Raw genomic sequence first — 11,488 nt, 5'->3', positions numbered from 1 at the left:
GTGCTACCGTTCGACTTGCATGTGTTAGGCCTGCCGCCAGCGTTCAATCTGAGCCATGATCAAACTCTTCAATTTAAGTTTGATGCTCGTGAATTAAACTTCGTAATGAATTACGTATGTTCACTCAGAGACTTGAGTATTCATTTTTCGTCTTGCGACGTTAAGAATCCGTATCTTCGAGTGCCCACACAGATTGTCTGATAAATTGTTAAAGAGCAGTTGCGACGCGCTTTAGCGCTCTGTCGCGAGGTGGCGTATATTACGCTTTCCTCTTTCAGAGTCAACCCTGAATTTCAGGATTTTTCTCTTCAACCGGACCGGCTGTTTGTGTGAAGTGATTCACATCCGCCGTGTCGATGGAGGCGCATTATAGGGAGTTTCCCTCAGCCCGCAACCCTTAAATGACAGAAAAATGACTGACTGCTGCATTCCACAGCAAAAGCCTACCTTATACCCATTTACACACAGAGTTATCCACAAACCGCCCCCTCCTTTCTGCGATCATCTCTCTGCCAAAGCGGCGTTATATAGGAAGAAGCAGGGGTCTGAATCGAAAATTAAAAATTCGCGAGCGTTGCGCAAACGTTTTCGTTACAATGCCACCGCACAACAAGGATGCCCCGTAAGGGGCGTTAGCTGAGTTTTTACGCAAGAATTCACCTAACGCTCTCTGTAATAGTCAAATCCAGGGGATTTACCATGCAACAACGTCGTCCAGTCCGCCGCGCTCTGCTCAGTGTTTCTGACAAGGCCGGTATCATCGAATTCGCTCAGGTACTTTCCGCACGTGGTGTGGAGCTGCTTTCTACAGGTGGCACCGCACGCCTGTTAGCAGAGAAAGGTCTGCCGGTGACCGAAGTTTCCGATTACACCGGTTTCCCGGAAATGATGGATGGACGCGTAAAGACCCTGCATCCAAAAGTACACGGTGGCATCCTCGGTCGTCGCGGCCAGGACGATGCTATTATGGAACAACATCACATTGCCCCTATCGATATGGTTGTCGTTAACCTGTATCCGTTCGCCGAGACCGTTGCCCGCGAAGGCTGCTCGCTGGAAGATGCAGTAGAGAACATCGATATCGGTGGCCCAACCATGGTTCGCTCCGCCGCGAAGAACCATAAAGATGTTGCCATCGTGGTGAAGAGCAGCGACTACGACGCCATTATTAAAGAGATGGATGCCAACGAAGGCTCTCTGACCCTCGACACCCGTTTCGATCTCGCGATTAAAGCTTTCGAACACACCGCCGCCTACGACAGCATGATTGCCAACTACTTCGGCAGCATGGTTCCGGCTTACCACGGCGAAAGCAAAGAAGCCGCCGGTCGCTTCCCGCGTACGCTGAACCTGAACTTCATTAAGAAGCAGGATATGCGCTACGGTGAGAACAGCCACCAGCAGGCAGCCTTCTATATAGAAGAGAACGTCAAAGAAGCGTCAGTGGCAACGGCGCAGCAGGTACAGGGCAAAGCGCTCTCCTATAACAACATCGCTGATACCGATGCGGCGCTGGAGTGTGTGAAAGAGTTCAGCGAACCGGCCTGTGTTATCGTTAAGCACGCGAACCCATGCGGCGTCGCGGTAAGCACCTCTATTCTTGACGCTTACGACCGCGCTTATAAAACAGACCCGACCTCCGCGTTCGGCGGCATCATTGCCTTTAACCGCGAGCTGGATGCTGAAACCGCGCAGGCCATCATCTCCCGCCAGTTCGTGGAAGTGATTATCGCCCCATCCGCAACCGAAGAAGCGCTGAAAATCACGGCGGCTAAGCAGAACGTTCGCGTTCTGACCTGCGGCCAGTGGGCACAGCGCGTGCCGGGCCTCGACTTCAAACGCGTTAACGGCGGCCTGCTGGTTCAGGATCGCGACTTAGGTATGGTTACCGAAGGTGACCTGCGCGTGGTGTCCAAACGCCAGCCGACCGAGCAGGAACTGCGCGATGCGCTGTTCTGCTGGAAGGTGGCGAAGTTCGTGAAATCCAACGCCATTGTCTATGCCAAAGAGAACATGACCATCGGGATAGGCGCAGGCCAGATGAGCCGCGTTTACTCCGCCAAAATCGCAGGGATTAAAGCCGGTGATGAAGGTCTGGAAGTGAAAGGTTCCGCCATGGCTTCCGACGCCTTCTTCCCGTTCCGCGACGGTATTGATGCCGCAGCTGCCGTTGGCGTGAGCTGCGTTATCCAGCCTGGTGGTTCTATCCGCGATGACGAAGTGATTGCTGCTGCCGATGAACATGGCATCGCGATGATCTTCACTGACATGCGCCACTTCCGCCATTAATTCACGGAGCAGACGATGAAAGTATTAGTCATTGGTAACGGCGGGCGCGAGCACGCCCTGGCGTGGAAAGCGGCTCAGTCTCCACAGGTTTCCACCGTCTTTGTCGCACCGGGTAATGCCGGAACCGCACTGGAGCCTGCACTACAAAACGTGGCCATCAGTGTGACCGATATTCCGGCGCTGCTGAGCTTTGCCCAAAACGAGAAGATCGATCTGACTATTGTCGGCCCGGAAGCACCGCTGGTGATAGGCGTGGTTGACGCCTTCCGCGCCGCAGATCTTAAGATCTTCGGCCCAACCGAAGGTGCAGCACAACTGGAAGGTTCTAAAGCCTTCACCAAAGATTTCCTTGCTCGTCATAACATCCCGACGGCGGAGTATCAGAACTTCACCGAGATCGAACCCGCGCTGGCCTATCTGCGTGAGAAAGGCGCGCCGATTGTGATTAAGGCCGACGGCCTGGCAGCCGGTAAAGGCGTTATCGTCGCGATGACTCTCGAAGAAGCAGAAGCCGCCGTACACGATATGCTGGCGGGTAACGCCTTTGGCGACGCGGGCCACCGCATTGTTATCGAAGAGTTCCTCGACGGTGAAGAAGCGAGCTTTATCGTGATGGTCGACGGTGAGCACGTGCTGCCGATGGCCACCAGCCAGGACCACAAACGCGTAGGTAACGGCGATATCGGCCCGAACACCGGCGGTATGGGGGCTTACTCACCAGCACCGGTGGTAACTGATGAAGTGCATCAGCGCACCATGGAACGCATTATTTGGCCAACGGTAAAAGGTATGGCGGCGGAAGGGAATACCTACACAGGTTTCCTGTATGCGGGTCTGATGATCGACAAACAGGGTAATCCAAAGGTTATCGAGTTCAACTGCCGCTTCGGCGATCCGGAAACCCAGCCGATCATGCTGCGCATGAAATCGGATCTGGTCGATCTGTGCCTCGCAGCCTGTGACGGCAAACTGGATGAGAAAACCTCCGAGTGGGATGAGCGTGCTTCTTTGGGCGTGGTCATTGCCGCGGGCGGTTATCCTGGCAACTACCACACGGGTGATGAGATCCACGGTTTGCCGTTAGAAGAAATCGAAGGCGCTAAAGTATTCCATGCGGGTACGAAATTGTCAGATGACGATCGCGTGCTGACCAACGGCGGTCGCGTACTGTGCGCCACCGCATTGGGGCATACCGTTGCCGAAGCACAGAAACGCGCTTATGCCTTAATGACCGATATCCGCTGGGATGGCAGTTTTAGCCGTAACGACATCGGCTGGCGCGCCATTGAACGCGAGCAGCGCTAACGCGAAATTTTCGCCAGCAGCGTTTTGCGAGTAATACCTAACTGACGGGCGGCTTCTGTTTTGTTGCCGCCCGTTTTTTCCAGCGCCGCCAGGATCACCTCTTTTTCAACATCCACCAGCGGTTGGATCTCACCACTGAACTCTGCTTTTATCGGTGTTGCTGCGATTGCCATCGGCAGCTCACGCTCAGAGATATATTCCCCCGTCAGCAACACTACCGCCCGTTCAATCGCATTTTCCAGCTCGCGAATGTTCCCCGGCCAATCATAGTGGATCAACAGATCCATCGCCTGTGGCGTAAAGCCTTTCACCGCTTTGCGGTTACGTTCGGCAAAGCGCTGGAGAAAATACTCAGCCAGCAGCGGAATATCTTCCCGACGCTGGCGTAAGGCAGGCATTTCAATGGTGACGACGTTCAGGCGATAGTAGAGATCCTGACGAAAGCGCCCGGCGCTGACTTCTTCCGCAAGGCAGCGATGCGTGGCGGCAATCAGCCGAACATCAACTGCAATAGTCTGGTTGCTGCCAACACGCTGCACTTCCCGCTCCTGAATCGCTCGCAACAGGCGAACTTGCATCAGCGGTGAGATATCGCCAATCTCATCAAGAAATAACGTGCCGCCATCGGCTTCAACAAAGCGCCCTTCCCGGCGTTTATCCGCACCGGTAAAGGCGCCTTTCTCATGACCAAACAGCTCGGACTCCAACAGCGACTCATTCAGCGCCGCGCAGTTGAGCGTCACCAGCGGTTTCTCACTGCGTGCGCTGCTGGCATGCAGTGCCCGAGCCACCAGCTCTTTGCCAGTGCCAGAGTCTCCATGAATCAGCACCGTCGCATCCGAGGGCGCAACCATCGCTATCTCATTGAGCAACTTCTGCATCGCCGGACTGTTGCCAATCATGCCAAACTGCGCAGCCGTTGCCGACGGCAGTTCCGCACCGCTTTCCCGCGTATGTGCCAATGCCTTTTCCAGCGTGTCCTGCAGACGGTCAAAATCCAGCGGTTTGATTAAGTAATCCAGCGCACCGGTTTTCAGTGCTTCTACGGCGGTCTCCACGCTGGAAAACGCCGTCATAATCAATACCGGAATAGCTGGGTTCAGCGCCTTGATCTCTTTGAGCGTTTCGATGCCGTCCATCTCCGCCATGCGCACATCGCATAGCACTAGATCGAAAACATGTTCACGCACCTGCTCGAGCGCCGCGCGCCCACTATAGGCCAGCGCGACCTCATAACCCCAGCCACGTAGCAGCGCCTGTAAAATAGTGCAGTGGCTGATATCGTCATCCACCACCAGAATATCGATTTTTCCGCGCGTCATCCTTGTTAATCCTGTTGTTTCGGTTTCGTCGGCAGCCAGAGAGTAAAGACCGCTCCCTTGCCTTCAACGCTTGCCACCTGAATGGTTCCACCATGCTGTTCGATAATGTTCTGCACAACCGCCAACCCCAGCCCCGTACCATCGGCTTTGGTCGTAAAGTAAGGTGTAAATATTGCCTCCAGCTGCTCAGGTGCAATCCCCTTTCCGCTATCGGCAACCACAATTTTAACGCGTTCGGCACTGCTTTCACTCGCTTCAACCGTAATCGAACCCTGGTGGCCAATCGCATGAATGGCGTTCAGATACAGATTCAGCAGGACCTGCGTTAGCCGGTCAGGATCGGCCTGAATAGTTGGCAGTGCAGGATTTACCGTAAACCGTAGCTGAATTTCCCGACTTTGAGCATCCTGACTTACCAGATGCAATGAGTGAGTGATGACCTCATTGAGATCCACTTTCTGGAGCGCGAGGTGCGCGGGTTTCACCAGTTCAAGGAGTTCGCTCACCACCCGATTTAAGCGGTCTGCCTCTTTCGCCATGACCTGCGCCAGCTCGTGTGACTCGCCTCCTGCCGGAGTACGTTCGGCAAAATACTTCGCCAGACCTTTGATGGAAGACAGCGGATTACGAATTTCATGTGCAACCCCTGCCGCCAGATGCCCAAGCGCCATCAGTTTTTCTTTCCGCTTCATCGCATCCTGCAATTCCTTGTACGAACGCTGATAGCGCTGGTACCAGAAAAATGTAAGTACCGTTGCCAGCAGTACAGCCGCCAGCGCAGAGAGGACAATCAGCGTGTTACGCCACTCTCTTGCCTGCGTCGCCGCCAAATCACTGGCATCAAAAGCGATAAAAATGGTTTGTGAAGGCGTGGTCATCTGTCCGCTATTGCTGGCACAACGCGCCATGCCATGTCGCCCAGGACCATACAGTGGCTGAAACTGGCGATAAATTTCCAGGGCCGGCGTTTTTTCACCATCCCTCGCTGGAATTTCAATATTCCGCCAGCTTTCTTGATCCCCAGGACTAAGCTGCCGCAGGACATCCGGTGTATAGAGTGACTTTCCAACCATCGCAGAATTACTGTGAGCCATGATCACACCATGCTCATCCACAACAGCAAACCATAATACGCCCGGCTGCACGGCCATTTCCTCCAACAGCGTCTGCTGCTGAGCATGGTGCATGCGCATACCCATGCCCACACGCGTACCGGACTCCAGGGCACGAATCAGCACACTCCCTTTTTCCAGCAGCGTTTGCCGGGCAGCGTCACTTTCGCGGCCATAATCCCGAATGGTCATGATAGAAAACCAGCCAACTAAAATCAGGATTGCCGCCAGCAAGAATCTGCTCAGCCACTTTGCCGCCGTGTCTTTATACAGACGCATATGCACTTCCTTTCCCACCGTGTCCTTTCTTCGTTTCAGGTATACAGCAGAAATCATGCCATTTTTTACCCCTGATAACCCTGCCCTCGGACACAAACCGCTGAAAGTCAGCGGGTAAAAATGACCCGCTGGTTACGCTCGGGCGAGTCATTTTTACTCACTTTGCACCAGGCACACCACGCGTGATGCCTGCAGAACGGGGGTCTCCAGTCTGGCACGGAAGATGCAACAAGGAATGTAAGATAACCAACAGGAGAACGAATGATGAAACGGAATAATAAACTGGCGCTGATTGTACTCTCGCTGATTGCTCTGGGTTCTACCCCGGCGCTGGCACAACATCACTGGGGGTATGGTGATGGTATGCAGCAACGTGGCGGTACGCCTATGACCACCGAACAACAGGCTACCGCGCAGAAAATCTATGATGATTACTACTCACAAACCAGCGCATTGCGCCAACAGCTGACCTCCAAACGCTATGAATACAACGCGTTGCTAACAGCCAGTTCGCCAGACACGGCAAAAATTAATGCGGTAGCAAAAGAGATGGAGTCGTTGAATCAATCGCTGGATGAGCAGCGCGTTAAGCGCGATGTCGCAATGGCACAGGCGGGTATACCTCGTGGAGCCGGAATGGGCTACGGCGGATGTGGTGGTAACTATCGCGGCGGTGGTCATATGGGGATGGGGCACTGGTAAAGGACTTAGTGCCTGATGGCGCTATGCTAATCAGGCCTACAGATGGATAAGGCGCATTTGCGTCACCATCCGGCGTTAAAATGTTTTCTCTTTCGGCTGCCAGTGACAAAAATCCTCATTGGCAACCAGCAGCAACTGTGACCCTTCGGGCGCTTCCAGCCATGCTACGCTCACATCGACTGACGAGCGGCTCTGGCGGCGCTCAATATGGCTTATCGCCCACGAATCTAAATCGGGCTTAATGGTTTCGCCTTCACACGTAGTCACCGTGCGTTCAGCGCCATGCCAGCGTCCCTGATGTAAGACCACACGTCCCTGACGCAGCGCATCGCTGGTCTTGCGGATTTGATCGGCACGATAGCGGTACAACGCGATTTGATCGCTGGAAAGCTGCTGCTTTTGCCCGGCAACTTCACGTTGCATGAAACTCAGTTCGCCGCGGTCATCAAAGCGGATGCGAATATGTTCCGGCGGTTTACTGTAAACATTAAGTTCTATCAGAGAGAGCATATCTCCCTGCCAGCGGTATTCACTGGTGGTAGTGTCGCCGTTACGCCACGGACTCAATACCGAGAGCAAGTGAACATCGTCACTGGAATCTTTACGCCAGACACGCACCGCCCCCTGCTCGCCAACATAACCGCTGGCCGTGAACGGAGGAAGCTCGGAATGGCGACTACAGGCCGACAGCAACAGCACACCTGAAAGCCAGAGCGTATGACGCCAGATGGACAAAAGGGGCGAAACCGCCCCTTCGTTAAAACTGTTCACTGCCACGCGAATTACTTAACCGCGTCTTTCAGTGCTTTACCAGAAACAAATGCCGGTACGTTAGCTGCGGCGATTTTGATTTCTTTACCGGTCTGCGGGTTGCGGCCAGTGCGCTCAGCACGGTGGTTCACTTTGAAGGTACCGAAACCAACCAGTTGTACAGCATCGCCTTCTTTCAGAGACTCAGTAATAGCAGCCAGAGTGGATTCCAGAGCAGCTTTAGCCTGTGTTTTAGACAGTTCTGCTTTGTCTGCAATTACATCAATCAGTTGAGTCTTGTTCATAAGTTATCCTTACAATGTGTTTATCGCTTGCTAAGCATCGAGTGCGACGGAAATGCCAGAAAAGCACTCTCCTGCATACACGCACCGATAGCCACTTTTTTTCGCCCCCCAAATGTAGACCAGACGGGGGGCGGATGGGAAGCCTTCAGGCACGACAAATCAGGCGTTAAATCACGTTTTGTTGTGTCATTGCTGAAAATTTATACCAATATTGCTCTCACCAGCCTCGCGCAGGTCTGCTCGCAGCCCTTTTATCAGCTCAATATCGCGTTCTTCACAGTCAGCCAAAAGTCGGAATATTTCCCACTGAATATCCCATTCTTGCTCAACGGCAGGGTTTTCTTTTAGCTCTTCATCGGTCATTTCGCGACCGGCCTGGGTCATTTCCAGCATCGCTACTGTGGTAATTGAAGCCTTACTGACTTCAATGGCGTGTTCCAGCGTTTCACCGCTAAGACGTGAATGCATCAGTTCGCTTAATGCCACGCAGGCATCAATCGCAGGATAAACACCATACAGATCGTAATCATCTGCCGACGGGATAGCCTCTTCAAACTTTTCCAGTTGGCTGTCGAAATTGATTTTGGCATCTTTAACCGTCAGCGCTTCCCAAATCAAATCCAGGATTCGACGATAAATCTGGCCATCACCAAATTCAGTTTGCTTGCAAAACATCGCGTAGTTGGGATACATGCGCTCGCACAGGCAGGCCATAAACGTAACGTGCTGCCAGCTTTCCAGCTTCTCCAGACGCAAGTGAATCGGGTTTTGTAACATGATGAGTTCTCAAATACGGAAATTAGCGGCAGTTTACCCGATATGGGCCGTTTTTGCTGCAAGCCGCGTAAAAGCCGGGCGTTCAGATGCTACGGCATCCGCCCAGCGTGTTGGTTCTGGCAGACGATAGCCGTTCATACAGCGCTGCACCCACGCCAGGGCACTGTCCATGCTCACGCGGTGACCCGTAGAGATAAACAACGGATTACAGCGTGCTTTGCTGCGCCAGACCCAGGCCAGCTGCTCGCCTTTATCCAGCAGCGGCGCTAATGCACCGGGTTCGGCGGCGAGAGGTTCAAACTTGCCGCACAGCCTTTTTTTCGCCACACCAATCGTCGGGACATCCACCAGCAGACCAAAATGACTGGCGACGCCCAGGCGGCGAGGATGAGAAATGCCGTGTCCATCGACAAACAGCAGGTCCGGCTTTTGTGACAGCTGTTGCCAGGCGGCCATCAGCGCGGGAGTTTCGCGAAAAGAGAGAAAGCCGGGAATATACGGCATGGTGGTGGCAATACGCGCCACCTTGTATTCAACCAGCTCCAGCGTGGGATATTTCAGCAGAACCATCGCAGCCCGCGTCACTTCACCGCCCTGCTCAAACCCGACATCCGCCCCACCGATCAGATCCGGCGGATCGGTTTCAAGGCGATCCTCTCGGGAAACCGAAGAGGCCAGCTCAAGCTGCTGCGCACGAAGCGACGCGAGATCCATATTGGTTCCTTAGCGGTGGTACTGCGCCGACAACCGATGTACCGCCTCTACGAAGACACCCGCATGTTCCGGCGGCACGTCCTGGTGAATACCGTGACCCAGGTTAAAGACATGACCTTCGCCCTGACCGAATCCAGCCAGAATCGTTGCCACTTCTTCTTCGATACGCGCCGGTGGCGCATACAACATCGACGGGTCCATATTGCCCTGCAGTGCCACCTTATGGCCTACGCGGCGACGCGCGTCAGCAATGTCAGTTGTCCAGTCAAGACCCAGCGCATCGCAGCCGGTTTCCGCCATCGCTTCCAACCACTGACCGCCACCTTTGGTAAACAGCGTCACGGGGACACGGCGACCGTCGTTTTCACGAAGCAGCCCGTCGACAATTTTATGCATGTAATACAAAGAGAACTGCTGATAGTCGCGCCCGGTCAGCACGCCGCCCCAGGTATCGAAAATCATCACCGACTGCGCACCCGCTTTAATCTGCGCGTTAAGGTACAGGGTGACGCTTTTCGCCAGCTTATCAAGCAACAGATGTAGCGCTTTTGGATCGGCATACATCATCTTTTTAATCACGGTAAATGCTTTGCTACTGCCACCTTCAACCATATAGGTCGCCAGCGTCCACGGGCTGCCGGAGAAACCGATCAGCGGTACTTCACCTTTCAGCTCACGCCGAATGGTACGCACTGCGTTCATGACGTAGCCCAGCTCATCTTCCGGGTCTGGAACGGGCAGTTTTTCCACATCAGCCTTACTGGTGACAGGAGAGGTAAAACGTGGGCCTTCCCCGGCTTCAAAATAGAGTCCAAGCCCCATCGCATCCGGGATAGTCAGAATGTCCGAAAAGAGGATCGCTGCATCGAGCGGATAGCGGCGCAGCGGCTGCAGCGTCACTTCACAGGCCAGCTCGGCGTTTTTGCACAACGCCATGAAGTCGCCCGCCTCGGCACGAGTGGCTTTGTACTCCGGCAAATAGCGGCCCGCCTGGCGCATCATCCATACCGGAGTCACATCAACGGGCTGGCGCAGCAGCGTACGCAGGTAACGATCGTTCTTCAGTTCGGTCATTTTTATCTTCCTTTTAGCGTCAGACCGTCAGTGTATCATTACTCGTTCTTTACTCGTACTCAGCCCGACACATCGCCACGGTATCTTCGATCAGCCGGCGCGCGACGGTACCCGGCGGCGGTAAGAGCGGTAAATCGTCGTAGCGATACCAATTCGCTTCCAGCAGCTCTTTCGGATCGATAACAATCTCACCACTATCATACTCTGCCATAAATGCGGTCATCAAAGATTGCGGGAACGGCCAGGGTTGGGAAGTGACATAGCGCAGGTTTTTCACCTTAATGCCGCTCTCTTCCATCACTTCACGCGCCACCGCCTGTTCTAAGGTTTCCCCAACTTCAACAAAACCCGCCAGCACGGTATGCACGCCATTACGATGGCGAACATGCTGAGCAAGCAGGATGGTGTCATCACGGCGAATAGCGACAATAATGCAGGGGGCTATTTGCGGGTAGTAGCGTTCGCGACAATGACCACACAACATCGCCCACTCCGTTTTACTCGGGTGCATGAGGTGGCCACAGTAGCCGCAGAATTTATGCGAGCGGTAGAATTCAGCCAGTTGCACGCCACGTCCGGCCAGTTGAAACAGCCCCACATCCTGGTCGATAACCTGGCGCACTGAACCCATATCATGCCGACGCGGCTGCTGCACCAACCAGACAGTATCCCCTTCCCATTCGCCTATTGGCAGGGCGCGCTGCCCGACTAAATCAAAACGGGTTGCGTCGCCGTAAGGTAGCTCGCCATGAGGTAACCACAACTTTTGCTCATGACTGACAATCCACCAGCCGCTATCTAATTTTTCAATTATACGATCCATATCTCTTGCGCAACCTTTGCTTCACAGGCATGTTGT

At 54.0% G+C, this 11,488-nt stretch carries 11 protein-coding genes and 1 rRNA gene; 3 read left to right on the top strand and 9 right to left on the bottom strand.

Translation table 11 applies throughout. From position 1 onward, the window contains the following. Nucleotides 1–75, bottom strand: a 16S ribosomal RNA gene (locus NNN64_RS16665); the annotation flags it as partial. A gap of 624 nt (nucleotides 76–699) precedes the next feature. Here NNN64_RS16665 and purH point away from each other — a divergent pair. Together purH and purD are read left to right on the top strand one after the other, a co-directional pair. Continuing rightward, nucleotides 700–2,289, top strand: a complete 1,590-nt coding sequence (purH, locus tag NNN64_RS16660; RefSeq protein ID WP_271442068.1) for a bifunctional phosphoribosylaminoimidazolecarboxamide formyltransferase/IMP cyclohydrolase — start codon at nucleotides 700–702, stop codon at nucleotides 2,287–2,289. Nucleotides 2,290–2,304: 15 nt separating this feature from the next. Then, a complete protein-coding gene (gene purD, locus NNN64_RS16655; protein WP_271442067.1) occupies nucleotides 2,305–3,594 on the top strand; it encodes a phosphoribosylamine--glycine ligase in 1,290 nt (429 codons plus the stop codon). Here the strand turns inward: purD and zraR are convergent. Together zraR and zraS are read right to left on the bottom strand one after the other, a co-directional pair. Then, nucleotides 3,591–4,916 (bottom strand): sigma-54-dependent response regulator transcription factor ZraR, encoded by a 1,326-nt coding sequence (gene zraR, locus NNN64_RS16650; protein ID WP_271442066.1) that lies wholly within the window; start codon nucleotides 4,914–4,916, stop codon nucleotides 3,591–3,593. The genes purD and zraR overlap by 4 nt on opposite strands. Before the next feature lie 5 nt (nucleotides 4,917–4,921). Then, nucleotides 4,922–6,307, bottom strand: coding sequence for a two-component system sensor histidine kinase ZraS (gene zraS, locus NNN64_RS16645; RefSeq protein WP_271442065.1), 1,386 nt, complete (start codon nucleotides 6,305–6,307; stop codon nucleotides 4,922–4,924). A gap of 264 nt (nucleotides 6,308–6,571) precedes the next feature. Between zraS and zraP the strand changes: the two genes are divergently transcribed. Further along, complete coding sequence (gene zraP, locus NNN64_RS16640) at nucleotides 6,572–7,009, top strand: zinc resistance sensor/chaperone ZraP (protein ID WP_271442071.1); 438 nt, start codon at nucleotides 6,572–6,574, stop codon at nucleotides 7,007–7,009. Between the two features lie 75 nt (nucleotides 7,010–7,084). Here the strand turns inward: zraP and NNN64_RS16635 are convergent, their stop codons facing one another. From NNN64_RS16635 to nudC, 6 genes are all read right to left on the bottom strand, one after another. After that, nucleotides 7,085–7,780, bottom strand: a complete 696-nt coding sequence (locus NNN64_RS16635; protein ID WP_271442070.1) for a DUF1481 domain-containing protein — start codon at nucleotides 7,778–7,780, stop codon at nucleotides 7,085–7,087. Nucleotides 7,781–7,791: 11 nt separating this feature from the next. Beyond that, entirely contained in the window at nucleotides 7,792–8,064 is a 273-nt protein-coding gene (hupA, locus tag NNN64_RS16630; protein ID WP_001044509.1) for a nucleoid-associated protein HU-alpha, read from the bottom strand. Between the two features lie 186 nt (nucleotides 8,065–8,250). Further along, the gene (locus NNN64_RS16625) at nucleotides 8,251–8,841 is read right to left on the bottom strand and encodes a YjaG family protein (RefSeq protein WP_003842015.1); all 591 of its coding nucleotides are present in this window, start codon (nucleotides 8,839–8,841) and stop codon (nucleotides 8,251–8,253) included. A 33-nt stretch (nucleotides 8,842–8,874) separates the two neighbouring features. After that, nucleotides 8,875–9,555: a deoxyribonuclease V gene (gene nfi / locus NNN64_RS16620; RefSeq protein ID WP_271442064.1), complete on the bottom strand. Its 681-nt coding sequence runs from the start codon at nucleotides 9,553–9,555 to the stop codon at nucleotides 8,875–8,877. A gap of 9 nt (nucleotides 9,556–9,564) precedes the next feature. After that, nucleotides 9,565–10,629, bottom strand: a complete 1,065-nt coding sequence (gene hemE, locus NNN64_RS16615; RefSeq protein WP_271442063.1) for a uroporphyrinogen decarboxylase — start codon at nucleotides 10,627–10,629, stop codon at nucleotides 9,565–9,567. A 49-nt stretch (nucleotides 10,630–10,678) separates the two neighbouring features. Next, nucleotides 10,679–11,452 (bottom strand): NAD(+) diphosphatase, encoded by a 774-nt coding sequence (gene nudC, locus NNN64_RS16610; RefSeq protein ID WP_271442062.1) that lies wholly within the window; start codon nucleotides 11,450–11,452, stop codon nucleotides 10,679–10,681. Nucleotides 11,453–11,488 lie beyond the last annotated feature (36 nt).

Source organism: Citrobacter sp. Igbk 14 (genome assembly GCF_028069825.1).
Classification (GTDB): domain Bacteria; phylum Pseudomonadota; class Gammaproteobacteria; order Enterobacterales; family Enterobacteriaceae; genus Citrobacter.
The sequence above is the reverse complement of the archived record's forward strand: the minus strand, read 5'-3'. Positions and strand labels throughout refer to the sequence as shown.

Coding starts and splice junctions, on each gene's coding strand:
- purH (WP_271442068.1), top strand. CDS start 700: ATGCAACAACGTCGTCCAGTCCGCCGCGCTCTGCTCAGTGTTTCTGAC.
- purD (WP_271442067.1), top strand. CDS start 2,305: ATGAAAGTATTAGTCATTGGTAACGGCGGGCGCGAGCACGCCCTGGCG.
- zraR (WP_271442066.1), bottom strand. CDS start 4,916: ATGACGCGCGGAAAAATCGATATTCTGGTGGTGGATGACGATATCAGC.
- zraS (WP_271442065.1), bottom strand. CDS start 6,307: ATGCGTCTGTATAAAGACACGGCGGCAAAGTGGCTGAGCAGATTCTTG.
- zraP (WP_271442071.1), top strand. CDS start 6,572: ATGAAACGGAATAATAAACTGGCGCTGATTGTACTCTCGCTGATTGCT.
- hupA (WP_001044509.1), bottom strand. CDS start 8,064: ATGAACAAGACTCAACTGATTGATGTAATTGCAGACAAAGCAGAACTG.
- NNN64_RS16625 (WP_003842015.1), bottom strand. CDS start 8,841: ATGTTACAAAACCCGATTCACTTGCGTCTGGAGAAGCTGGAAAGCTGG.
- nfi (WP_271442064.1), bottom strand. CDS start 9,555: ATGGATCTCGCGTCGCTTCGTGCGCAGCAGCTTGAGCTGGCCTCTTCG.
- hemE (WP_271442063.1), bottom strand. CDS start 10,629: ATGACCGAACTGAAGAACGATCGTTACCTGCGTACGCTGCTGCGCCAG.
- nudC (WP_271442062.1), bottom strand. CDS start 11,452: ATGGATCGTATAATTGAAAAATTAGATAGCGGCTGGTGGATTGTCAGT.